Source organism: Halanaerobium sp., from assembly GCF_003070835.1.
In genome coordinates this window covers 1-24,665 of record NZ_QBLR01000003.1, presented here as the reverse complement: position 1 = coordinate 24,665, position 24,665 = coordinate 1, and the positions used below count along the sequence as shown (strand labels likewise).

At 36.9% G+C, this 24,665-nt stretch carries 25 protein-coding genes and 1 pseudogene; 7 read left to right on the top strand and 19 right to left on the bottom strand.

The window, feature by feature from the left end:
* Positions 1-60 precede the first annotated feature (60 nt).
* Positions 61-579, top strand: coding sequence for a fasciclin domain-containing protein (locus tag CI949_RS00710; RefSeq protein ID WP_290762096.1), 519 nt, complete (start codon positions 61-63; stop codon positions 577-579).
* A gap of 113 nt (positions 580-692) precedes the next feature.
* Entirely contained in the window at positions 693-1,211 is a 519-nt protein-coding gene (locus CI949_RS00705; protein WP_290762093.1) for a fasciclin domain-containing protein, read from the top strand.
* Between the two features lie 93 nt (positions 1,212-1,304).
* On the opposite strand, the gene CI949_RS00700 is transcribed toward CI949_RS00705, so the two are convergent.
* Both CI949_RS00700 and CI949_RS00695 read right to left on the bottom strand, forming a co-directional pair.
* Positions 1,305-2,474, bottom strand: coding sequence for a TraB/GumN family protein (locus CI949_RS00700; protein ID WP_290762090.1), 1,170 nt, complete (start codon positions 2,472-2,474; stop codon positions 1,305-1,307).
* A 60-nt stretch (positions 2,475-2,534) separates the two neighbouring features.
* Entirely contained in the window at positions 2,535-3,359 is an 825-nt protein-coding gene (locus CI949_RS00695) for an oxidoreductase (protein WP_290762088.1), read from the bottom strand.
* A gap of 125 nt (positions 3,360-3,484) precedes the next feature.
* Between CI949_RS00695 and CI949_RS00690 the strand changes: the two genes are divergently transcribed.
* Positions 3,485-3,673 (top strand): YegP family protein, encoded by a 189-nt coding sequence (locus tag CI949_RS00690; protein ID WP_290762085.1) that lies wholly within the window; start codon positions 3,485-3,487, stop codon positions 3,671-3,673.
* Positions 3,674-3,721: 48 nt separating this feature from the next.
* On the opposite strand, the gene CI949_RS00685 is transcribed toward CI949_RS00690, so the two are convergent.
* From CI949_RS00685 to CI949_RS00670, 4 genes are all read right to left on the bottom strand, one after another.
* Positions 3,722-4,609 carry a pirin family protein gene (locus CI949_RS00685; RefSeq protein WP_290762083.1) on the bottom strand — a complete coding sequence of 296 codons (888 nt, stop codon included), beginning with the start codon at positions 4,607-4,609 and terminating at the stop codon, positions 3,722-3,724.
* A 20-nt stretch (positions 4,610-4,629) separates the two neighbouring features.
* Complete coding sequence (locus CI949_RS00680) at positions 4,630-5,265, bottom strand: GTP pyrophosphokinase family protein (RefSeq protein WP_290762081.1); 636 nt, start codon at positions 5,263-5,265, stop codon at positions 4,630-4,632.
* 88 nt (positions 5,266-5,353) lie between these two features.
* Positions 5,354-6,025, bottom strand: coding sequence for a DUF975 family protein (locus CI949_RS00675; protein ID WP_290762079.1), 672 nt, complete (start codon positions 6,023-6,025; stop codon positions 5,354-5,356).
* Positions 6,026-6,219: 194 nt separating this feature from the next.
* A complete protein-coding gene (locus tag CI949_RS00670) occupies positions 6,220-7,542 on the bottom strand; it encodes an NAD(P)/FAD-dependent oxidoreductase (protein ID WP_290762076.1) in 1,323 nt (440 codons plus the stop codon).
* A gap of 447 nt (positions 7,543-7,989) precedes the next feature.
* Between CI949_RS00670 and CI949_RS00665 the strand changes: the two genes are divergently transcribed.
* Together CI949_RS00665 and CI949_RS00660 are read left to right on the top strand one after the other, a co-directional pair.
* On the top strand, positions 7,990-8,334 hold the full coding sequence (locus CI949_RS00665) for a hypothetical protein (protein WP_290762073.1): 345 nt from the start codon (positions 7,990-7,992) through the stop codon (positions 8,332-8,334).
* 56 nt (positions 8,335-8,390) lie between these two features.
* On the top strand, positions 8,391-8,588 hold the full coding sequence (locus tag CI949_RS00660; RefSeq protein ID WP_108139380.1) for a hypothetical protein: 198 nt from the start codon (positions 8,391-8,393) through the stop codon (positions 8,586-8,588).
* 86 nt (positions 8,589-8,674) lie between these two features.
* Here CI949_RS00660 and CI949_RS00655 read toward each other — a convergent pair whose 3' ends face one another.
* From CI949_RS00655 to CI949_RS00605, 11 genes are all read right to left on the bottom strand, one after another.
* Positions 8,675-9,232 carry an HD domain-containing protein gene (locus CI949_RS00655; protein WP_108139382.1) on the bottom strand — a complete coding sequence of 186 codons (558 nt, stop codon included), beginning with the start codon at positions 9,230-9,232 and terminating at the stop codon, positions 8,675-8,677.
* 78 nt (positions 9,233-9,310) lie between these two features.
* Positions 9,311-10,003, bottom strand: a complete 693-nt coding sequence (locus tag CI949_RS00650) for an aspartate/glutamate racemase family protein (protein ID WP_108139384.1) — start codon at positions 10,001-10,003, stop codon at positions 9,311-9,313.
* Between the two features lie 27 nt (positions 10,004-10,030).
* Positions 10,031-11,194 carry an RtcB family protein gene (locus tag CI949_RS00645; RefSeq protein ID WP_108139386.1) on the bottom strand — a complete coding sequence of 388 codons (1,164 nt, stop codon included), beginning with the start codon at positions 11,192-11,194 and terminating at the stop codon, positions 10,031-10,033.
* Between the two features lie 24 nt (positions 11,195-11,218).
* Positions 11,219-12,286: a M42 family metallopeptidase gene (locus CI949_RS00640; RefSeq protein ID WP_108139388.1), complete on the bottom strand. Its 1,068-nt coding sequence runs from the start codon at positions 12,284-12,286 to the stop codon at positions 11,219-11,221.
* Between the two features lie 618 nt (positions 12,287-12,904).
* Positions 12,905-13,741, bottom strand: a complete 837-nt coding sequence (locus CI949_RS00635) for a sensor domain-containing diguanylate cyclase (protein WP_108139390.1) — start codon at positions 13,739-13,741, stop codon at positions 12,905-12,907.
* 24 nt (positions 13,742-13,765) lie between these two features.
* Positions 13,766-16,195 (bottom strand): ATP-binding protein, encoded by a 2,430-nt coding sequence (locus CI949_RS00630; protein ID WP_290762061.1) that lies wholly within the window; start codon positions 16,193-16,195, stop codon positions 13,766-13,768.
* Positions 16,192-17,301, bottom strand: coding sequence for a DNA repair exonuclease (locus CI949_RS00625; protein WP_290762058.1), 1,110 nt, complete (start codon positions 17,299-17,301; stop codon positions 16,192-16,194). The genes CI949_RS00630 and CI949_RS00625 overlap by 4 nt, the downstream gene beginning before the upstream one ends.
* Before the next feature lie 80 nt (positions 17,302-17,381).
* On the bottom strand, positions 17,382-19,454 hold the full coding sequence (locus CI949_RS00620) for a diguanylate cyclase domain-containing protein (RefSeq protein ID WP_290762055.1): 2,073 nt from the start codon (positions 19,452-19,454) through the stop codon (positions 17,382-17,384).
* 93 nt (positions 19,455-19,547) lie between these two features.
* Positions 19,548-20,696 (bottom strand): hypothetical protein, encoded by a 1,149-nt coding sequence (locus CI949_RS00615; protein WP_290762052.1) that lies wholly within the window; start codon positions 20,694-20,696, stop codon positions 19,548-19,550.
* Positions 20,697-20,774: 78 nt separating this feature from the next.
* Entirely contained in the window at positions 20,775-21,311 is a 537-nt protein-coding gene (locus CI949_RS00610) for a hypothetical protein (RefSeq protein ID WP_290762049.1), read from the bottom strand.
* A 29-nt stretch (positions 21,312-21,340) separates the two neighbouring features.
* Positions 21,341-21,661, bottom strand: a complete 321-nt coding sequence (locus CI949_RS00605) for a hypothetical protein (RefSeq protein ID WP_108139398.1) — start codon at positions 21,659-21,661, stop codon at positions 21,341-21,343.
* 225 nt (positions 21,662-21,886) lie between these two features.
* On the opposite strand from CI949_RS00605, the gene CI949_RS00600 reads away from it, so the two are divergent.
* Entirely contained in the window at positions 21,887-22,261 is a 375-nt protein-coding gene (locus tag CI949_RS00600; RefSeq protein WP_290762043.1) for a CoA-binding protein, read from the top strand.
* Here the strand turns inward: CI949_RS00600 and CI949_RS20885 are convergent.
* A pseudogene (locus tag CI949_RS20885) lies at positions 22,256-22,354 on the bottom strand (oxidoreductase); the annotation flags it as partial. The gene CI949_RS00600 and the pseudogene CI949_RS20885 sit on opposite strands and share 6 nt — an antisense overlap.
* Positions 22,342-23,100, bottom strand: coding sequence for an epoxyqueuosine reductase (locus CI949_RS00595; RefSeq protein ID WP_290762041.1), 759 nt, complete (start codon positions 23,098-23,100; stop codon positions 22,342-22,344). The gene CI949_RS00595 and the pseudogene CI949_RS20885, both read right to left, overlap by 13 nt.
* A gap of 176 nt (positions 23,101-23,276) precedes the next feature.
* Between CI949_RS00595 and CI949_RS00590 the strand changes: the two genes are divergently transcribed.
* Positions 23,277-24,527: a 4Fe-4S dicluster domain-containing protein gene (locus tag CI949_RS00590; RefSeq protein WP_290762040.1), complete on the top strand. Its 1,251-nt coding sequence runs from the start codon at positions 23,277-23,279 to the stop codon at positions 24,525-24,527.
* Positions 24,528-24,665: the final 138 nt, after the last annotated feature.

The following is a 24,665-nucleotide window of genomic DNA, read 5'->3' as shown; positions in this document are numbered from 1 at the left end:
GGTGGTATATTATATTTAACAAAATTGAATTGTACACAACTAATCAGGAAGGAAATAAAAATGAAAAAAGCTTTAAGTAATTCAAAAACAATGATAGTGTCTTTAGTTCTGGTTCTGGCTTTAATGTTTTCTCTGAATGCAGCGGTTCTGGCGGATGGACATTTAAAAAGTGGACCTGATGTGCTGGATGTAGCTCTGGAAGCTGATGATTTTAATACTCTCGTAACTGCAGTTATTGAAGCAGATCTTGTTAGAGCATTAAAAGGTGATGGACCATTTACAGTTTTTGCACCGACAGATGCAGCTTTTGCAGCTCTACCAGAAGGTACTTTAGAAAACCTACTAGCTGATCAAGAGCAGCTGGCAAATATTCTCCTCTATCATGTAGTCTCCGGTAAAGTAATGGCTGAAGATGTTGTAACAATGGATGGAGCGATGGTAGAAACTCTGCTCGGCGAAGAAATTGAGATTTCAATTGAAGATGGTATGGTTTATATTAATGAAGCTCAGGTTGTAATTACCGATATTGAAGCAAGTAATGGTGTCATCCACGTAATCGATACTGTTTTAGTTCCTTAAATATAAAAAGTCAAAAAAGATTTTATTCCGAAGAAACTTATTAAGATTGTAAACTATTTGCTAACTTAAAATTGTCTAAAATAAACTTTAAAAATAATTAGGAGGAAATAAAAATGAAAAAAAGATTAGTTAGTTCCAGAAAAATGATGGTGTCTTTATTGGTAGTGCTGGCTCTGGTATTTTCTCTGAATGTAATGGTTCTTGCTGATGGACACGGCGGCAGTGAAATGGATATCATAGATACTGCTCTAGAGGCTGATGATTTTAATACTCTTGCAACTGCACTTACTGAAGCTGAATTAATATCTGCACTAAAAGCTGAAGGACCATTTACAGTTTTTGCACCAACAGATGCAGCTTTTGCAGCTCTACCAGAAGGTACTCTAGACAGCTTACTGGCTGATAAAGAGCAGCTTTCTAATGTTCTTCTCTACCATGTAGTTTCCGGTAAAGTAATGGCTGAAGATGTTCTGGAAATGGATGGTGCAATGGTAGAAACTCTATTCGGTGAGGAAATTGAAATCTCAATTAAAGATGGTATGGTTTATATAAATGATGCCCAGGTTACTACAACAGATATTGAAGCCAGCAATGGTGTCATTCATGTAATCGATACTGTTTTAGTTCCTTAATTAATAACCATAAATCTAAATAAATAAAAAGCTCTTCCTACACAGCAACAGCAGTGATAAGAAGAGCTTTTTTTGCTAATATATTATTTTAATCTAAAAACTGAAAAACTCCAGAAAAGTCCTGATTACACTGGCTCCACCAACAGCAGTTCCAATCACACTGCCTAAATTAGCAAGAATAACTATTAAAAGGATATGAGTTACCTTATTTGTGTAAATTTCCTTAATCGAAATTCCTTCCGAAAGTTTCTGGAAATCCTTAACCTGTGGTTTTTTTAGATAGGCTTCAGCCAGGCCAGCAAACCAGCCTGCTGCCAGAGTTGGATTTAAAGAACTTATGGGAGCTACAACAAAGGCAGTCAAAACAGTTAAAATATGACCCCTGCCCAAAACTACCCCCAGTGCTGAAAGTGATCCATTCCAGATAAACCAGGCCTTAGTAACCTCGATTCCTGTACTGATATTATTGATAAAACTTGAAATAATAATTACTAAAATCACTGCCGGAATTCCCCAGGAAAATAGCTTTCCCCATTTAGGTTTAGACGGCAGTTTAGTGATCTCAGGCAAATTTTGTACTTTATAAATTTCCTTTTTAACTCCCGGAACATGAGCAGCACCCAAAACTGCTACAATCTTATCCCCGGGGGCATTTTTTATCTTATTGGCCAGATACTGATCTCGCTCGTCAAGCAGATGCTTTTTTATCCCGGGAAAAGATTTTCCCATCTCCTCCAGCATCATATTTAAGGCATCACCACTCTTAAGTTGATCCATCTCTTCCTCAGTTATTTCTTCATCTACAAAAAGCATGGAAATGATCTGAAAAATAAGCTTCATTTTTTCCCAGAGGCCGAGCCCACGCCAGACTCTTTTAAAGGTAATCTGAATATTGCGGTCAGCAAGAACCAGTTCTGCTCCAATTTCCTCAGCAGATCTAATTCCCTGCCTCATTTCCTCTCCAGCGTTAATCCCTAACTTTTCTGCCATTCGGCTCTGAAAAGAACTGATGATTAAATTAACCAGCAGTAACAGTGATTTTTTCTGCTTAATCACCTGAAAAATATTCATTTCACTCCACTTATCTTCATCATTAATTGAGCTGTATCTTTCCTCATCCAGCTCAACACAAACACTGTCAGGTTCTTCAGTTTCAATTACTTCTTTAACCTGTTCTGCACTCTTTTTGGAAATATGAGCAGTTGGAATTAATATTATTTCTTTACCATCATACTCAAGTCTTTGAATATTGTCTTCGTCCATAAAAACAGCTCCTTCTTAAAATTCTCTCACTTATCTATTATATCACTTATGAAAGAATTATCAAAAAAATTTATTGGTGAAAAAGTCATAAAGACTGTCTGGAAGCAGCCAGCGAAAAAATAATATTAGTTTCGCATGGGTTGGAACAGCATATCTGGCTTTAGGGTGATAAGTTTCTGCCGCCTTAAAGATTGCTTTTGCAACAACTTCCGGTTCAGCTGCCATGCCACCTTCACCATACATCTGCTTATATTTATTAGCCTTCCGCTCAGCCTGTTTTTGATAAATGCCTTCACCAGAGCTTTTTAATAAGTTGTCTCCAGCTGTCTGGGCCCAGTTGGTCTCAATTGCTCCGGGCTCAATTAAAATTACATCTATTCCAAATCCCCTCAGTTCATTGCGCAGGCAGTCACTTAATCCTTCTAAGGCAAATTTACTGGCATGATACCAGCCACCAAGAGGAGTCCAGATTTTACCAGCAATTGATGAAATATTAATAATTCTGCCACTGCCCTTTTCCCGCATCACAGGAATTACAAGTTTAGTTAATTCTGACAGGCCAAATAAATTAACTTCAAACTGCTTTTTAGCTTCTTTAAGCGGCACCTCTTCCACTGCACCATAAGCTCCATAGCCGGCATTATTTACCAAAATATCCAGCCCGGCTTCATTTTTCAGTATCTGATCCACACAATTTTTTCTCATTTCTGCCTCTGTAATATCCATTACAATGTAATGGCCATTTGGATAATCACTTAAATATTCAAGATCTGCCTCAGTTCTGGCAGCACCATAAACTATGTAATCCTGCTCCAGAAATTTCACTGCGGCTGCCTTCCCAATTCCACTTGAGGCACCAGTAATTAGAACTACTTTTCTACTCATTCTTTATCCCGCCTCCTATTTTTGAAAAAATTCAATAATAGTAGTTTTCATTTTTAGATATTTTTTCTAGTTCTGTGTAATATAATAAATATATCAAAAAAGTCTTTATTAAGGGGGTAATATTAATGTCAGGAAAATTTGAAGTCTATCAGGATAAAAAAGGTGCATACAGATTCAGACTTAAAGCTTCAAATGGACAGATAATTGCTACCGGTCAGTCTTACAAATCTAAAGAAAGCTGTCTCCATGGAATTGAATCAGTCAAAAAAAATGCAGCAGATTCAAAAATAGAAGAAGTAGAAATTGAAAATTAAAAATTTAAAAAAACATTTAAAAAGCAGGTATTAACCTGCTTTTTTTCTTTAATCTTCCTGATAAAATTTATTAATCTGATTGACATTTTTCTCCTTTTTATTTTTAATAAAAGTACCATTATCCAGTTCGCGCGAAGCCAGTGCCAGTTCTTCTCTGCTGTTCATTACAATCGGACCACCCCAGGCAATCGGCTCTTCTAATTTTTTACCTGCAAGAAATAAAAAGCGGGCTGCTTTTTTAGCTGTATTAACCTTAATTTTACTGCCATTTTGGTAGAGAACTCCCTGAGGATATTGCTTTAAATCCTCTTTTTGCGGGTCAAAATTAGCCTCTCCTCTGATTAAAAAAGCATAAGCATTAAAATCTGCCGGCAGTTCAAAAATAAATTCACTTTCAGGCTCTAACTCCACGTCAAAAAAGGTAGGTCTGGTATCAATTCTCTGAATTTCACCACTCAGGCCCTCATATTCTCCAGCAATAATGTGTACTTTTTTCGCGGCATCCTCATAAATAGGGATCATATCCTCAGTAATATCACCATACTGCGGCTCAGTCATCTTATTATCAGCAGCCAGATTTAACCAGACCTGAACTCCAAGCATTTCTTCTGAAGCCTGTGGTAATTCCTGATGTAAGATTCCCGAACCTGCTGTCATCCACTGACACTGACCATCTCTAATCACTCCGCTGTTGCCGATACTGTCACCATGTTCAATTTCTCCCTTAATTAAATAAGTCACTGTTTCAATCCCTCGGTGGGGATGCCAGGGAAATCCACGGCTGTAATCTGAAGGATCAGTTGAATCAAAAAAATCCATCATCAAAAAAGGGTCGAAATCTGGAATCTGATGATAACCAAAACAGCGTCTGAGCTTAACTCCTGCACCATCCTGAGTTTCTCTTCCTTCAAAATAACTTTTTACTTTTCTATACATTTTATATTACCCCTCTTTTTTTAATTATTTTGCTGTCGATACTTTTCTACCTCTTCTGACAGTGTATTGAACTCTCTGTCTGCAATTTCGAGCATCCCTGCCAGAGCATAAAAGCGGCGCTGTAGATGTTTTGGAAGCTCACCCTTAAATTTATAATTACGGTCATGCTCAATTTCAGCCCAGGCGTGCTGCAGAATACTTCTTATCTGGATTTCAAACTTAAGACCGGCAAAACTTTCGAGTTCTGTCCTGGCTATTTTATCAGCACTCAGTTCAGCAATATAATGAATGGATTTATAACCCATTTTATCAGCTTCCAGTAGATCTGACTTATCTTCACTCCGCTTATAGTCAATTTCAAATAATTCTTTAATTATATCACTTATCTGATGGATTTCTTTTTCAAAAAGTGTAATAACTCGCACCCCACATAAATCTGTTATTTCCTCTACTGGTTTGCTGTATTTTTCACGGCTCGCTTTTTCTCGAAAACTTTCTACTGACTTTACTCTACTTTCTATACTGTGGAAAATTATCTCATTTTCATTCAGAGCCTCTCTTAAAATCACTTCCACTTCAGCTCTTAAATCTCTGTATTTATTTCTCTGACTTTCATACCATAAAATTGCCTGATTAACTTTTTCTCTACTTGCCATAATAATTTCCTCCAATTGACTGCAAAATAAAATTTATATTCAAATAAAAAATTGAAATCTTACTGGATGAAAAGATATTTAATAAAATTTAAGCTCGTGCTTTAACCTTTTGATAGAGTTCAGCATTAACAGCATCATAATATGGCTGGACAAATAAGATCCCAATCCCAAAAAATAATGCTCCTAGAAAAAACCAGCCCAGAAAAGAAAGATCAAGAATGAAAATATCCAGCTTCTGACCGGCTGTCATTTCCCGGCTTAAATTAAGAGCTCGATTATGATCTAAATCGGGCTTTTCAGCCATAATATAGGGAACAAAGCGATATTCGTACATTTTTATTATTCCTGGAATGATTAAAAGCAGTGACCAGAGAAAAATATAGATTCCTCTAAATAAAAGTACTGTAATAATATTTTTATAATATTTTTTGTCAAAAAACTTAAGCAGATATGAAATCTCAGACTCACCTCTGCTCAACTGAATAAAATACTTTCTGCCGCCAACTTCCAGAATATAGCCCAGAAATATTCTCAGGGCTAAAAAGACTAAGACTCCCACTACTGCAATCAGGGCTATCTCCAGAGCAAATTCACTCCCACCACCATTAGTTGTACCGGTACTGCTGCCGGAGCTGCCAAGGTCAAGGCGGTTGTGGCTGCCCCCTGTAATTACCAAAATGAAACTGACTAAAAAGGCCTGCCAGTAAAAACCTTTTAATTTTCCTTTTGCATTCTCTTTAAGTTCACTTCTTGTCCACACCTTAAATTCTCCCCTTTTTATTGTTTTTAGTAGCTCAAAAGTTAATTAAATATTTAAATTAGTTCTTTAAATATAATTCAGCATTCAAGAGAAAAATCCTTTTTAAATAGAAAAATCCCCGCTTTCAGTTAAGAAAACGAGGGTTAAAATTAAATCTATTATTCTAAATTTTGCAGTCATTGTCAGCTATTTTATTAATTATCCAGAATTTTTACCGCATTTTCTGCCGCCTTGACCAGCAGGTTGTGGGCAGGATAAAAGGACTGATATGGCTGAGAAGAATAATTAAAGTCTAATAGCTGGTCCACATCCAGACCATACTGAACTGCCATAGTTATTTTGTCGACTTTATCTGTAACAGGCTCTCCACTTATTATCTGACCTCCCAGAAGCTTGCGGTCAGCCTGATTAACAATCAATTTGAGCTTTACATCTTTAGCAAAAGGCATAATTGGAAAAGCAGTTGTAAACTCAGCCTCAGCTGTTATAATATCGTAGTTTTCAGCTGCAATTTTTTCTGTTAGACCGGTACCTCCGACAAAATAATCACCAACTTTGGTTGCAGCTCCATTATAAAAGCCGTTATATTTTCTATCTCTGCCGAGCAGATTTGCTGCCAGAACTCTCCCCATTGCTACAGCATTTGTTGCCAGCTTACCAGAAATAACCTCACCAGTTATTCCACTTTCAAATTGAACACAGTCTCCTGCTGCATATACATCTTCCAGGTTTGTCTCCATTTTTTCATTTACCAGAATACCATCTTTACCAATTTCTAAAGCAGTATCTCTTAAAAATTCAACATTGGGCTTCATACCGACAGCAAAAATAACCAGATCACTTTTAATCTCCTGCTGACTGTCAAGCACAATTGAGTTTAAACTTGAGTCACCATTTAATTCTACAACTCTCTGATCCAGATATAAATTGATGCCCAGTTCTTTTAGCTCCTCTTCAGCCTGCTTCGAAATATCAGAGTCAAGCATATTTGGTAAGATCGAAGACATCATATCAATTAAATTTGTATTTATCCCCTTTTCATTTAAAGCCTGGGCCAGCTCTATTCCTATCGCCCCAGCTCCAACAACCGAAACATTTTTTACCCCGTCTTCAAGAGTAGACAGGATTTGCTTTAAGTCATTTTCACTTTTAAAAGTCATTACTCCATCAAGTTCTCTACCCTCAATTGGAGGTAAAATCGGATCAGCTCCGGTAGCAATAATTAATTCATTATACTGATACTCTTCATTTTTTTCAGTTTTAACTACTTTATTTTCAAAATCAATTTTTTGAGCCCGATCTCTAATTAAATCTGCCCCTGTCTCAGTAACAATTGCATCAGTTTTTAAAGTTTTCTCATAGGGAAGCAGATCTTCTATAACATAAGGCATCGCACAGTAGATCATCGAATGATCTTCCGGTCTCATAATTCCAATATCTCTTTTGTTTTTTATATTTTTAGTCAGCGTAATTCCAGCAGGTCCTCCACCAATAATTAAAATATCATATTTCTGCAAAAATATCCCTCCAGCTAATTATATTTAGTAATTGCGATATAAATTATAATACAATATTGAACATATGTCAACAATAAAACATCTTTAATTGAGAATCATTTTCATTCGAAGTCAAAATTTAACCTGACAGTACTCTGCCAGGCTAAATATAAAATTCAATTAAGTCCACATGTGGAGTAAAAAAGCACTGTAAGCTGTAACAGCTCCTACTGCAACTCCAGCTTCGGCAGTTTTTTTTATTATTTCTTTCACCATGATCATCCCTTCTTATTTGCTTATATAATTTTTAGGTTTTAAAACGCATATTCATTATATATTCTCAGCAATCAAAGTCAAGTATTACATTTTACAGATACAGAAAAAATAAATTTAAAAAAGCAGGAATAATAATTTTAATGGCAAATTATATAAACAAAGCTATTAAATTTTAGAAAGGGGTTAATAATTATGAAAAGAGTTCTCTTTTTTACTGTTGCTCTGGTTCTCAGTCTAACTCTCAGCGTTTATGCGCATCCCCCTGGAGATATAGAGATGTCTTTCAATACTGAAAATAAAATGCTTGAAGTTACAATCCCTCACAACTCAAATGATAATAGTGACCACTTTATCAATAATGTAAAAGTTTATTTAAATGATAATCTGCATATCGAGCAAAATTTTATAATGCAGACCGATAATGAGGTTCAGTATTTACACTATATGATTCCAGGGGCAAAAGCTGGAGACACCATTCGTCTGAATGCAGAATGCAACAAGTTTGGCAGCAGAGAAATTGAATTAACTGTAGAATAAGTCTTTAAAATAATTTATTATTAATGAGGAGTCTGTAGTTTGCAGAGGAGGTCAATATGGGGCAGTGGATTATTCCAATGGGTATTAGTGCTCTGACATCACTTTTAATTACTTTTTTACTGGGAATCAGATTTTTTAGAAAGGTCTTTAATCTCAATCCCCGTTTAAATTTAAAACTGCATAAAATATTTGCTTATATCACTCTTATTTTAGCTGCAGGCCACGGTCTGCTTGTCTACATTGTTTATTTGTAAGAACAAATTATAAAACCCGGTAGGAACTCACTATTTTTAAAACAGGAGTTTCTAAACCGGGTTTTAATTATTTTAGCTTTATTATCTTATTTGAAAATCTCAGCTACAACTTCTTTAAATTCAGCATACATTTTTAGACCCTCAAGTTCTTTAAGACTCTCCACCAGAGATTGATAATACCACTTCTGTTTGCTTTTAGGAGCACTAAAGCGCTGCCAGAAATCTTCTGGCTCAGCTTCTAAATCTCTTAAGATACTGCGGGCATTGCTCAACTTATCAGCACAGGCCACTGCCTTATTAATAAAAGCAGCCTCCTCTTTTAAATATTTAATGGTCTGGTTTTTCCTTTTATCCCAGCTTCTTTCATCTCTTCCTTCCAGTTTTTCGGAAGCCGCCAGCACCAGTTCCAGAATTTCTACTCCAAATTCTCTTTTTAAATCTTCTCTTCCAACTTCAGTATCTTCAAGCAGGTCGTGCAGGAGTCCGGCGGCCACAATTTTATCTGCAAAAGCATTTTCTTTTAAGATCATTGCCACTTCAAAGGGATGAACAATATAGGGAACCTCTCCCCCTTTACGGGTATCACCCTGATGTGCCTGGGCGGCATATTCCATTGCTCTTGCGATTAGTTTATTGGCAAACATTAGATTTCACCTCTATTTATAATTCTTATTTATTCAATCCAGTGCTGATAAACATAATATAAGCTTTTAAAACAAAAATTATTTTAAAGCGAGTTTAACAGCTTTTTTAGCATGCAGCTCAGTGGTATTAAAAACCGGCAGACTGCTGTCCTCTTTTTTAATCAGTAATGGTATTTCTGTACAGCCCAGGATAATTCCCTCTGCTCCCTGATTTTTTAAACCAGCAATAACTCTCTGAAACTTTTCTCTAGTTTGATCTTTTAAGACTCCGTTAACCAGTTCCTGATAAATAGCCTGATGGATATAATCCCGCTCTTCAGCCTCAGGAATTAGAACCTCAATTTGATAATTTTCTTCTATTCTTTTTCTGTAAAAATCGCCTTCCATCGTATACTTTGTTCCCAGAAGACCAACTTTTTTTAAGCCTTCAGCCTTAATTTTTTCAGCTGCCGCATCTGCAATGTGGAGCAGTGGAATCCCAAGTTCTGCCTGAACTTTTGGTGCCATCTGGTGCATCGTATTGGCACAGATTAAAATCATATCTGCTCCAGCTCTCTCCAGTTTATCGGCTATTTCTATCATCTTTTCACTTAGCTGATCCCACTCACCTGCCGCCTGCAGTCTCTCTATCTCTGCAAAATCGACTGAGTACATAATGATTTCTGCTGAATGGGGACTACCCAGCTTCTTTTTTACTTCTCTATTTATAATTTTATAATAATCAACTGTAGATTCCCAGCTCATACCACCGATCAATCCTATTGTTTTCATCTTAGTGCCTCCTCATAATTATCTTCTTTAACTTGCTTTAAAATTGTATAAAGGTTTTAATACTTCAATTACTTCAATGCTTTTCTTAACCGCCAGCAGAATTTCCTCCGCCGATTTATAGGCAGAAGGAGCTTCGTCAATTGTACTTTTTTTGACTGAACTTGAATAGACATCTCGCATTGACTTTTTAAACTCTTTAAAGCTGATTTCCTTTTTAGCCTGGGTCCTTGATAAAAGTCTGCCCGCTCCGTGGGGAGCAGAATAATTCCACTCTGGATTTCCCAGCCCCCTGGCTAAGATGCTACCGTCCCTCATATTTAAAGGAATCAGTATTTTTTCATCCTGGTGAGCAGAAACAGCCCCCTTGCGGATAATATGATCTTCAAAATTAATGTAATTGTGTCTGGTCTGAAAACTAGCGAGAGCCTCAAGTTCCAGAAACTCAAGAATTCGCTCAGCCATTATTTTTCGATTTAAGTCAGCATATTTTTGGGCTACTTTCATATCCTGGTAGTATTCAGCTGCCAGTTTCCCCTCCAGAAAAGAGTTAGACTTATTTAAATCATACTCTACTTTCAATTCTAAATCAGCAGCCTTTTTATACTGCTGGCGGCAGTACTGATAGGCCTGTTTTTGATGATAATTGCAGATCTGCAGGCCAAAGTTGCGGGAGCCGCTGTGAATTACCAGATATTTATCTCCATTTTCTGCCTGATTGATTTCAATAAAATGATTGCCGCCTCCCAGGCTGCCGATTCCTTTCAGCTGATTATCAGCACCAAGGCCCAGCTTTTTAGATACTCGGACTATCTCTTCTTTAATGTCTGAGGGAATCCTGGGGCTAATCTTCTGATTATGCTTAAAACCATGGGGAATACTGCTGCGGATAAACTGATCCAGCAGCCTGAAATTAATCTCAACTTTCCCCAATCTGCTGCAGTGCATACCGCAGTTGATATCAACTCCGACTGTATTGGGAATAATTCTATTTTCGAGAGTGGCTGTAAATCCAATCACACTACCCAGTCCGGGGTGATAATCCGGCATGATCCTAATCTGAGAATTTTTATAGGCTGCATTACTGCAGATAGCAGCAATCTGCTCCACAGCAGTCTCATCTCTTTTTTGCGAAAAGACTCTTGCGGTATTGTATTTTCCCTCAACTAAAAAATAATTATTTTGAGCAGTCACCTTAATCTGCCTCCCTGCTTATAGTTAAAATTGCTCAATTCTTGCCTGACTTAGATTTTTTATAATCTCCTCTGCCCAGCTGAGAGTATTTTGATAATCCTCCAGGGAAGAAATTCCATAGTGGGTGTGGGCATAGCGGACGGGAACTCCAATTACAATAGTAGGTACAGCATTATTACTTAAAGTTATTTTGGCGCCATCATTACCGCCCCCAGTTCGAACCGCATCCTGAAAGGGAATATTCTTTGCTAGAGCACAATCTCTGGCAAAGCGGACAAAACGAGGGTTGGAAATTATCGAAACATCACAGTGTCTAATCTGCCCACCTTTATTTAAAGCAGATTGAGCATCAAATTCATCTCTAAAATTATCATCTGCTGGAGTCCCTTCAAAAGCAACTGCCAGGTCCGGTTTAATTTTTCTGGCTGTCACTTCAGCTCCGCGGGTACCAACTTCTTCTTGAGCAGAGAGACTGCCGACAAGGTTAAAATCTAACTCCTGCTCAGAAAATTTTAAGAGCAGTTCAACAACAAGTGCTGTTCCCAGGCGGTTGTCAAAAGCCTTACCCATCATAATTTGATTGGCCTCGTCATATTCAAATTCAACATCAGGAATAATCGGTGCCCCCACCTCTATTTTATAATTTTCTACTGCCTCTCTTTTAGAAGCTGCTCCGATATCAATGATCATCTCACTGACTTTAACCAGCTTATCTTTCTCGTCTGCCTCCATAAAATGCGGCGGCTTAGAAGCAACAATCCCCTTGATATATTTACCCTCCCGGTTTTTTATTCTAACCTTGTGAGCGGGAATATTCTGAGGAGACCAGCCTCCAACTGTAATAAACTTGAGGCTGCCGTTTTTATTAATTGATTTGACCATAAATCCAACTTCATCAGAATGACTGTCAAGCATTAAGACAGGTTTTTGGGGATCATAATTTTGGGGATAAAGATAGAGGTTGCGCATCGAATCCTCTTCAATTTTTAAGTTTTTCTCGGCCCGAGCTCTAACTACAGCTAAAACTTCATCTTCAAAACCTGAAATCCCATTTGCATTTGATAAATCTTCAATTAGTTTAACTGAATTCATTTTTATTCTCCTCACTGACAATTAATTATCTATCTGGCTTAATTTAAATAATACAGGTAGTGCTGCTGATTATCAAGTATTTTATTATTCCGCAGCCGATCCAGTTCTCAAAAAGATATTTTAATTTAGTTTAAATTCTGAAAAATGATGCTAGCTTAAGAATTTGTTTAAAAATGGAATATATTAAACGATATTTTGCTTTAATCGACATTATTCGACCTTGCGTTTTTAAGGGTAGAGGTCTATAATGTAGTTACAAGGTTCTGAGGAAGTCCTAAGATTGAATGTTTACAAGTAGTATTTTGAAATTCTTATTCAAGTAAGATTATTTGAGATTTAGAAGTGAGATTGTTGATTGAAATTGATCAAGGTTAATTAAGATCAATTCCGAAGAAGTTACTATTAATGGTAAGCAAAAAGAAATTATTAAGGGATAGCCTTCTTTAATAATAGTCTTTGAGCAAATCAAAGATAGTAATGGAGGACTAAATCGAAAATAAAACGAAAGAATAAGAAAAGTAAAAAAACAAACTGTAAACAGGAAATCGAAGAAGATTCGTCAGAACCTTGATTTTTTTATGCCTATTTTTATTGAATTCCTGTTTACAGCAGTTTTAATTAACGCCTTCCCTTATTTTTATACATATTTTTATCAGCCTGATTGTAGATATCAGTTAATTTTTTGCCGCTTCTGCTTGCTGTCGCACAGCCCAGTGAAATTTTAAAATCAACTGGAAAATTATTTTCAGAGTTTTGAGCTTCAAATTTTTTGATTATCCGCTCACAGATCTGAATACAATCTTTTTTATCTGTCTTTGAAAGCAGCACTGCATATTCATCCCCACCTATTCGGGCTACAACATCTTCCGCCCGCAGCAGCTCTTTTAAAATATCGGCTGCTTTGCGCAGATATTCATCACCCAGCAGATGACCATAATTATCATTAACAGTTTTTAAATTATCCAGGTCTCCAATTATAATACTGATTGGATAACGCCGAGAATCATCCAGGCGCTTCATCTCTTCTTCAAAATAGCGGCGGTTATATAAATCTGTCAGTTCATCATGATAGGATAAATATTTTATTTCTTTTTCCCGCTCTATTCTTCTGCTGACATCAACCAGGTTTACAAGCAGATAATCCTCACCAATTGGATTGACTCTAAATTCTACAAATTTATTTTTACCCGACTTGGTTTTTATCTCAGAAACCCTGTTGTAGTGTTCCCTCTCTGCCAGTTTTTCTTTAAATGCTGAATGAATTTTTTCTCTTTGAACAGGATCAGGAAAAGCAAATTTAAACCACTGCTCAAGATTTTTAATTTCACTGATTGAGTAACCGGTTATTTTAGTAGTCAAATCATTGATATAGATAAAATCTCTATTTTCATCCAAAATTGCTATACCCATTGTTAAATTATTGAGTACTGTTTCGATACTTAAATCTTTTAACATCAAATCACCTTTTATATTTAATTGTTATACTTTTATGATATTAGCCTCAAACTCAGCCGCACGCTCTGGATCACAGGTTGTATAAATTATCTGGTATTTTTTCTGATATTCCTGAATCAGCCTGACTGCATTTTTTCTGCGCTCCGGGTCAAAATTAACCAGACAGTCATCAAGAATAATAAAACCTCCGTAGTCCTGAAAGAGGTTGTCAAAAATCGCAAACCTCAGAGCAAGTGCAGCTGCATCATAGGTCCCATAAGAAAGCAGTTCAAATTTTCCGGGCAGTTCTCTACTTTCAGCTGACTTAATTTTAATTGAAAAATCGCTGTCAATCATTCCCGCCTGATATTTACCTGCAGTTAAAACTTCTAAATTCCTGCTGAAACTATCGACTAACGGCTGAAATGAATTCTGATCCATCTCTTCTAATTTTTCTTCGAAAACTTCTTTAATCTGCAGCAAATTTTGAGCCTGCTTTTTAAGCTTGGCTAATTTCTGCTCCAGCTCCTTAAATTCAGCTTCCATCTCTCTCGTCGAAGCTTCCGGCAGTGAATTTTCTAACTGCTGCTGCTTAGCTGTCTTCTCCCTTAAGTTCTGATTAATTTCTTCTCGCTTTTCTCTTTTAGCCTTTAGATCACTGATAAACTCAGCTGTAGTATCATATTCTTCTGGAAGAGAAGCAAGTTCTTCCAGTCTCTGCTGCAGAGTTTCTATCTTCTTTTCTTTTTGCTGCAGCTCATCTTTGAGAGCTTCTAAAGACTGATAATCCGCTTTAAATTCCTCAATTTTAGTTTCTTTAAGTTTGATTTCTGTATTCAGCTCTGCCAGCTCGGAAGTCAGAGAATCAATTTCTTTTCTGACCAGCTCAGTCTCCCGCGCCGATTCTAATCCTGTTAATTCAGACAAATCAGCTTCCAGAGCTTCTATTTTTTCGCCTGCCAGCAGTTCCTTAATCTTATCTCTATTGGCTTCAATTTTTCGCTTCAGTTCAGCCAGCTCCTGCAGCTTCTTCCTTGCCTGAGCGAGGTCTTTAACTTTCATTACTGTTTTCAATTCTTCAAATTTCTGTTGATTTTCTTCAAATTCCTTTTTTAAACTCTTAAAATCTATTTCTGCTGATTCAATTTCAATATCCAGCTCTTCAGTTTTAATTCTTAAATAACCATCAGCCTCAATAATTTCACCCTCAGCAACAGTTTTTTCACCCTCAACCCCGGCTGAAATTTTAATCGATTCTGCTGCAGAAAAATTGAGTTTTGCTTTTAACTTTGCAGCTTTAAGGCTTGCTTTTGCTGCTGCTATTTTATTTTTATATGCTTCGAGCTTTTCCACCTGCTCCGGTGTGGCAGAAATCTCAGCCTTTAATTCTTTCAGTTCGGCAAGCTTTTTTTCTGCTGTTCTAATCTCAGCAAGCCTACTTTTTATTTCCTGCTCTTTTTTCAACTTTTCAGCCCGCTCAATTTCAGCCTTTAATTCTGCAAGCTTTGCTGACTTTGTCTCCTGCTTCTGCTCTAATTTTTGCAGTTCTGCCTTGAGTTCCGGCCACTTTTGAGCAACCTGTTTCATTTTTTTGGTTTTTTCAGCCAGACTGTCTATTTCCAGTTCAACTGCTGCCCGCTGATTTATTTCCGACTCTATTTCAGAAAGCTCCTTAATCTCAGCAATAATTTGAGCTTCCTCCTGCTTTAACTTTTTAATTTCCAGTCCAAGTTCTTCATATTGACGCTCATTTACCTCTGCCTGCTTAATCCTGGCTCTAAGCTGTTCCCTGTCAATATAGGCATCATAAATTTCTCCGGTTCCAACTTTATAGGGGTTATTAACTCCGCGGCTGCTGTTGCTGACTGCATCTGCCTTAAGATTCCACTTTTTTGTCAGTTCCTCCAGCTGATTATCAATTTTACTGCGGAATTTATCAATAGAAATCCCGTCCAGTTCCATTACCGCCCTGCGCAAAAATGAATTAATAGTATCGATCAATTCCGGATTTTCCTCAGCACTAATTCTTTTTAAAGTCGTCTTTATATCCTGCTGACTGCTGAAAACTATGTTATTATAGGTGCTTTTACCATAGGGAAAGATCTGATTTTTATATTCTTTAATTTTACCTGACTTTTCAATTCTGCGGCCGTCAGGGAGCTCTAAAAAGCCCTGGTAATTGCTGTTGCTCCACTTTTTATAAAATTTATAAGTCTCAGTTTCGGCTTCAAATTCGAGCTCTGCCTCGGCAAAATCTCCATCCGGATAGGGCAGAAATCTTGCTTTAAACTCCTTCCCCTCAGTGGTATTTAGTTTCAGCTGCGGGCTGATAAATAAAGAGGCATAAATAGCATTGATCACTGTACTCTTGCCGGCCTCATTATCTCCTAATAGAATATTTAAACCATCCTCAAATTGATATTCTCTGTTATTGATTCCTGCAAAAATTTCGGTACTGAAATTTTTTATTTTCACTCCTGTACCTCCTTCAGCATCTTATAGGCCAGATGTTGGGCCTGGTGATCAGCTTCCAGTTCTTTTAATAATTGATAGGGAAAAGAATTTTCGGCAAATTCTTCAGCTATTAGATCCTGATCAATTCTGATAGTTAAATCATTCTGATCTATCTTTACATAAAAACATTTATCCCTCAGGCGGGCAAACTCATTATCTTTTTCAGCAAATTCCTCCCGCGGCAGCTCTCCCTTAAGCTGCAGGCGCAAAATTTTAGTCTCAGCTTCAGAAGCTAAAATATCACTAATTAAATTTTCCAGCTCAGATAAAGAGTTTAGCTCTGCCTGCAGATCAGCGAAATGATAATTACCCGTTTTTATTTGTTCTGCCTCAACTTCCTTATTTTCATTTAATTCTACATACCAGGCCGTGCCGTGATGGCTGCAGTCCATACCATCAGGTTCTGGAGTTCCATTGTTAAAAATTTTATGGCCGCTCACACTTTCCTTTTTGGGATAGGGAAGATGGGAATGGCCTAAAAGATAGAGGTCCATTTCTAAATTTAAAAGTTCTGTTTCTGTCATTTTAAAATAATCGTCATTTAAATCAGGTGAAAAACCTGCCAGGGCTCCATGAGCCAGAACAAGATGATAATCAGCATCCGGCTTCTCATCTAAATTCTTAATCCAGCCCAATTTATTTTGACTCGAAAGTTTCCTGTCACAGGGAGCCGGGTAAACAGCTGCATTTAAACCAAATTCATTGAGCAGGTAGGCTTTTTCCTGGTCCAAAATCAGCATTCTTCCCTTAATTTCTTTTTTAAATTGAGACCAGAGGCTGCTGACTCCATCACTGTAGTCGTGATTTCCGGGCAGAATTAAAATTGCCTCGCCCGCAAATTTATTTAAAATTTCAACTGCTTTTTTGATCTTAACATTTTTAATACTGGCTCGATCAAAGAGATCACCTGCAATAGCCAGCAGATTAGCTCCTCTCTGATTAGCTTCGACAACTACATTTTCCAGCGCCTGATAGCGGGCATTTTCCAGTTCGGAGCTGATATTTGGGTACTGATTAAATTTCATCCCCAGGTGCAGATCTCCTGTATGCATAATTTTTAAGCTCATTATTAACCTCCTCAACTTTGTGAATCAATTCTTTTGAACCAGGTCCAAATCGTACGATTTGGACCTGGTTCAAATGGGCATCACTGCAGCATTTCAATAAATTTAGCTGCCAGCTCAGGATCAAACTGAGTTCCCGAACATTTTTTGATTTCTTTAATAGCCTCTTCTTTAGACATTGCCTTACTGTATGGCCGCTCGTGGGTCATTACATCATAAGCATCAACCAGAGAGATAATTCTCGCTAGATATGGAATCTCTTTTTGCTGCAGTTGACGGGGATAACCACTGCCATCCCAGTTTTCATGATGGGAAAATATTTCTTCAGCTACAGAAGCAAATTCCTCCGAGGAGGAGGCAATTTTATAACCCTGCTCTGTATGTTTTTTCATGACTTCCCATTCCTGATCTGTCAATTTATCTACTTTATTTAAAATACTTTCGCTGATGTTAATTTTACCAATATCGTGCAGGGTTGCCAGCAGAGAAAGTCGGTTCTGATCTGATTCTGTCAGCCCAAGTTTTTCTCCAAAATCAAAGGCAAGTTTGGTCATTCTCAGTGCGTGTTCTTTGGTTTCACTGCTTTTAGTATCAAGTACATTAATTAAGCCCTGAACAATATTGCTCTTGCTGCTTCGGCTTTCAGAAAGTTTGTTCTCATACATCTGATTATCCGCCGCTTTGATAACCTCTCCTATATCCTCTTCCGGACTAAATTTAGTTGCCTGACCGACTGCAATCGAAAGCGGCAGCTCCAGTCCATCTATTTTACCTGTTTTCTCTTTAATCCGCTGAATAATCTCCGCACTTGTTTTTTGATCGGTCTGGGGCAGGAGGATAATAAATTCATCTCCACCCTGACGGGCCAAAATATCCTCTTCTCTTAATGAACTTTTTAAAATTTCAGCAGCTTTTTTAAGCATCTGATCTCCCATTTTATGGCCGTAGCTGTCATTGATAATCTTTAAGCCATTTAAGTCAGCCATCAGAATTGAAATAGGAAGCTGCCTTTTACTGTCCAGTCTTTCTAATTCAACCTCAAAAAATCTGCGGTTATAAAGTCCTGTCAGACTGTCATAATAGCTCAATTCTCTAATTTTTAAATTATCTAGATGTTTGGAAATTGCTGTTGTAATCACATCGGTAAAAATCTTAAGCTGATTAAGTACCGGCTGACTGAAGTTAAGTTCAGAATCAACAAGATCAAATCCAAAAAAACCATAAAGATCTTCACCAATTAAAATTGGCATTACAACTAAAGAACTTACATCCTGTTCTCTGAGAATTTCTTTTTCAGGAGCTGCTTCAGCTTCCAACTCCTCAACACTTTCAATAACTATGGTCTCTCTGTTATTCAATCTTTCAAACCACCAGTTGAATTTTTCAGTGCTCAGGTTCTGGAGGCGGTCCTTCTGAGATTTAATCCCAGGAGCAGTCCATTCAAATTTATTGGACATTGTCTTTTTATCTTCAGAAATTTTAAAGATATAACTGCGGTCTATCCCAAAAAATTCTCCCAAAACCTTTAGGGACTCATTAATTTTAAAGTTAAAGTTATCAAGCCCCAGATTAACCAGTCTGGAAGAAACATCTGCCAGGGTTTTTTGAAATTGATACTGTTCTCTTAATTCTTCAACATTTTTTGCGATCCTGCTCTGTGACTGTTCGATACTGTAGCTGACATAAAAGCTGAGTGCCGTTATCATAAGATAGGAGCTGAAATAAAGTGGGACAATAATCTGGCCCGAATCAGAAAAATAAAGGCTGAAAATCATCACCAGAACTAAAAGCAGATCACTCATAAATTTTAGCAGATTTAAGTTGAAAATCAGATTAAAAACTGCCGTGACAAAAATAATTAAAATTGCCAGTTCTACCGTAAAATTCTGAAGGTAGGTATAATAAAAAAGCTGAAAAATAGCCAGCAGTGAAAGTAAAAAAGTGACCCCCGCGATATTTTTTCTAAGCCATTCAGATTTATACGAAAGGGCGAATGTTGAGAGAAAAACCAGAGTTGAAATCAGCCTCTCTGCTGAAGACATGGGATCACTAACTCCAGCTGTAAATTTATAAACAGCAGCAAAAATAAGATAGGCTGCTGCGGTCAATATTAATATTTTTCGATAAAAGTTCAAGTTTTCTTCTAATTTTTTCATACCAGCTTTAAAAAAACTTCCTTTCCATTTTTTGATCAAATTTATCTATCAAGATGTCCTTTTATTATAGCATTTTTTAGCAATTTTTAAAAGTTAATCAAATTTAATTTCCTGATCAAATTTTTGGCAGTCCAGATTAGTACAGCGGGCAGAATCAACTTTATAGACGGCATATTTGCTTGAATACTTCAGTTCATAATCAAGCTTTTGGCCACAGCTTTCACATTTTATTTTTTCTCTCATTTGATTTAAGTAATCAAGATGGATAATTAAGTTACTAAGATAGTCAGAAAGTGTTTTAAAAGAGGATTCAGAAAATAAGTTTAAAGCTTCAAAGTCGACTGCAATTGAATAATGATCAAATATTTCAAGGAGAGAATATTCCGTGATTTTAAGGTCAGGCTGCAGGCTTAAATCCTTTCTTTCAGAATCAGCGTGGGGAATAATCGGCCTTAAATTTAATTTTTTATTTTCTTCTAGCGCCATTTTTGTCAGTTCATCTATCAACTGGTAGTGAAACTTTTCAAAGAGATTATTAATACTTTCCTGGCTTTCACCTGCTGCTTCGCTGATAAAATTTAGGAGAATGGTATTAACAATTCTATTAACTGCTGTTTTAAGATAAACTGAACAATTTTCATAACTGATTTTGCCTGATTCAACCTCTTCCTTTATTTTAGATCTGACTGCTGCAGGAATATCAAACCAGAAATCAGCAGTTTCATGGTCAATTGTATCCAGCTTACTGTCAGCAAACTGCATTAGCTTTTTATAATAATCATTATCCGGATAGTTCTGAACTGGATCTAAATCCCAGTATTTTAATATCAGTTCTGCTGTTAAATCCTGATCTATGGTGTCGTTCTCCCAGAAAACGGCCGCAGAAAAAATATCATCTTTCAGCATCTGAATTATTTCGCGGTCAATTTGGCGGTCGTTGGCTTTAAATGTAATTAATGAATCAATAAAATCAGTTAAACTTGATAAATCATAGGCATAATCAAAATTTGAAATAAACATTTTTTTACTGCTTAACTGCCAGCTTTTTTCTCCCGCTAAAAAATCTAGCTCGAGCTTTTGACCGACCTGAGAGCTAATCAGCTGCTGGACAGCTGGATCAGTATCTTCAAACTGATAATCAACTTTAAGCCCCTCAGCCTCTGGCTCAATTTTATTTTTTATGATTAAAATATTTTTCTCCTCTTGTTTTCTCTTTACCCTACAGAGCATTGCTTTATTCATAAAATCCTCCTAAGTCGTAATTTTATAATCTTTGTCCTCTGTTAATTAAATCTTCTAGTCGGTGGACTGCTTTAAATTCTAGTGTAAATTTCCTTTGCGGTGAACTACATCATAAGCAAATAAGGCATAGCCGATTTCTGCAGTTGTAAATTCTCCATCTGCAGCCATCTCCCGCACAATTTTTATTATTTTAAGGTAGTCATCTGGCTTAAAACTTTCTTTTTCCTTTTCAAAATATCCTAGATTATAGAGGCTGGCCCAGACCCTGGTGTCAATTACACAGTGCTTTTCAGGGTTTAGAGAAGTTAAAATTGCTGAAGCGGTTGGAGTACCAATTCCCATTAAACTTGTATAAAGGGCCAGACGGCAAAAATCATCATAGAGCTGATAGGCTGCCTCAGTAACTTTTTCCACACGGTTGGCAGGATTCTTTTTTACATGGTAGGAACTGCGGGTGGAATTCAAATGAGCCAGCTGGTATAATTCCTCTTTAGTTAAGTATTCTTTTTGATGATATTTCTCCCCAATCTGCATTAACTCTTCTGGATAAAGTCCTGTTGTCTTCTCATATTCTTTTAAATATTTTTCAAAATCAATTACCTTAATTTTAATCACCCCAAATTATATCTGCTGCGCTTTTTAATCTATTCATATTTTCTGGCCACTGCTACAATAATCACTCCGTAAATAATACCAGCAAAAAATGAAATCCGATCAGTCATACCTGTGGAAAGATAGAAAGCAAGAGAAACCATTAAGCCCAGATTACCACCTTTAATTAGCCCTTCAAGTCCTGGTTTCATTTTAGTTAGACCAATTAAAATCCCCATAATTAACCTGTTATACCAGAGGGCAAATAGATAAAGCTCATTGCCGCTGAAGCCCATTCTAATTCCTCCACCGATAATGCAGATCACTCCCAGCAGGGCACCGGAAACAATTGATACTTTTAATTTTTTATTCATCTTTATGATCCTCCTCTTTCTTCTCTTTGCTGATTTAAAATAAAGTTAATTTAAACTTACTATTACTATATTTGATTTTAAGAATAAATATTCCTGCCTAAAAAGCCGGTCTTCTATTTTAATTTTAAAGGAAAGCTGAAAACTGAAAATGCTTTAAATCAGGAATTAAATCTGATAAACTTGATTAAAGAACTAATAATTATCACAATTTAAGGAGCTGATATTATGAGTCTGATTGAAAAAACTATGAAGATGAAAAATTGGGCAGTGGTTGGTGCCACCACAAAGAAAAATAGATACGGCCACAAAATTGTTAAAAAACTGAATAAAAATAATTATAATGTCTTCCCAGTTAACCCTAAGTTTGAAGAAGTTAACGGTCTAAAATGTTATCCTGACCTGAGCTCGATAGAAGCTCAGATTGATGTTGTTGATATGGTTGTTAATCCAAAACATGGGATTAAAGTTATCAAAGAAATTAATAAACTGGGAATTAAATATGTCTGGCTGCAGCCGGGAACCAGGAGCCAGGAAATTAGAGATTATGCAGCCGAAAATGAGATAGAAATAGTTGAGGACTGCATATATGCCCGCTTATAAGTTTGAGCTGCCTGCTCCTCCATCAACAACTATAGAACTTCCATTAATATAATCAGACTTTGGTGAGGATAAAAAGGCTATTAAACTGGAGAGCTAAAAGAACAGGGTAAAGCAACCGAACATTTACCGCAGACATCAGTCAGAGCTGACTCAGGATGAATTTCATCATTTTCTGAAAGCAGTTGATAGCACTGATGGCGGTCAAATGAATCAGCCTGCAGTGAGCCATTGACACAGCGGTCAACACATTGACTGCAGTTAAAACCAGCCTTATTGAGGCATCTTTCCTCTTCTCTCCGCTCTGAGGCTGCAAGTTTCAAATCAGTAACTATAGTTCCAATTCGACCTGCACAGCCCTTTTCGGTGATCAGCATGTTATTCAGTCCAAAAGTTCCAAGTCCTGCTATATAAGCAGCATGCCGATGAGACCAGTCACTGATTAACCTTTCCTTATCAAAATTATTGGTGGCTGCAATGAGACTTGCCTGATAGCCCTCTTCTGACAGCTCGTCTTTTAAATGCTGATTTAATTCTGCGATCAGCTGATTTGTTTCGATATATGCTTTTGCCCACTGATGTGAGCTGTATTTTCCTTCAATATTTGAGTTAGCAATTTCTTCAGCGAAAGGAATAAAATACGCGATCACTGTTCTGGCATCAGTCATTATATCTTCAGGCATTAAGTGATCCTCTGAAACAACCCTTTTTAGTTGATTAAACATTGGATCAGCCGCAGCTGCATATTTAATATCCGGCTCTTTCCAGCTGCTCTCTATATCATCTTTCTGCTGATAGTTAGCTATAAAGTTTTGAATTGAATTTTCAATTTCCTGCTTCAAATTATCCCTTCCTTTCTCTTTCAAATATTAATTCCTGGGTGCTTTAACAATTAAGTAAGCTCTGATTTGAATTATATCACAATAACAGTCAATTTAAAATTTAAAGCAATTTCAAATAAATAAAGGGAAATCTTTCACTATTGTTTAATTATATATTAAGAAAGCAGGTGAATATTTTGTCCCATAAAACAGCAAAATCAGCCTATAAAAATCTTGAAGAACGATTAAATCAATTTCCTCAGGGAGCACCACCATCTAAAACTTTATACAAAATTTTATCAATACTTTTCAGTGAAAAAGAGGCAGAAATAGTAGCCCAGCTGCCGGTAAAACCCTTTACTGTTGAAAAAGCAGCTAAAACTTTAAAGATGGATCAGGTAAAAACAGAAAATATTCTGGATGAACTGGCAGAGAGGGCAATCCTGCTTGATTCTAAAGATCAGGGTGTTAAAAAATATATTCTGCCGCCACCAATGGCCGGTTTTTTCGAATTTTCAATGATGAGAACCAGACAGGACATTAATCAAAAACTGCTGGCAGAATTATATCATCAGTATTTAAATGTGGAAGAAGATTTTATTAAAGACCTATTTTTAGCCAGTGAAACCAAACTGGGCCGGGTCTATGTTAATGAAGAAGTATTATCAAAAGATAATATGGTCCATATTCTGGATTTTGAAAAAGCAAGCCACATTATAGAAAGTGCTGAAGATATAGAGATTAGTACCTGTTACTGCCGGCATAAAATGCACCACCTTGATCAGGCTTGTGATGCTCCACTTGATATCTGCATGACTTTTAATAATACTGCTGATTCTTTAATCAGACATGATCATGCACGTCGCGTTGACAGCTCTGAGTGTCTGGAACTCCTCCATCAGGCGTATGAGCACGGCTTGGTTCAGTGTGGAGAAAATGTGCGTGAGAGTCCTACTTTTATCTGCAACTGCTGCGGCTGCTGCTGTGAGGCTCTCCTGGCAGCTAAAAAGTTCGGAAATTTACACCCTGTGCAGACAACTCATTATCTGCCTCAGATTAATTATCAAAGCTGCCTTGACTGCGGCAAATGTATTGAGGCCTGTCCAATCGATGCAATCTCCAGAGAAGCTGAAAAAATTGTGATTGATCATGACATCTGTCTGGGCTGTGGTGTCTGTGTTAGATCCTGTCCCAACAGCTCCTTAAGTCTGCAGCGGCGTGAGGAAGAAATTATAACTCCTGTAAATTCAGTCCACAGAACTGTTATGATGGCAATTGAAAGAGGAAAACTTGCCAATCTAATTTTTGAAAACCAGGCTTTCGGCAGCCACCGGGCAATGGCAGCTGTAGTCTCAGCTATCTTAAAACTGCCTCCAATTAAACAGGCAATGGCCAGCCGACAGCTTAAGTCACGCTATTTAGAAAAGATAATTAAGAAATTAGCTTAAATTATTAGTTTAAATTTAATCTTCAATAAAATAACATCAGAAAAAAAGAGGCTGCATATTTAGCAGCCTCTTTTTTAAAATTTTAGCAGCTTTTTCAACACCGATGGCAGGAACTCGATGCACCGGAAGGACTGCTTT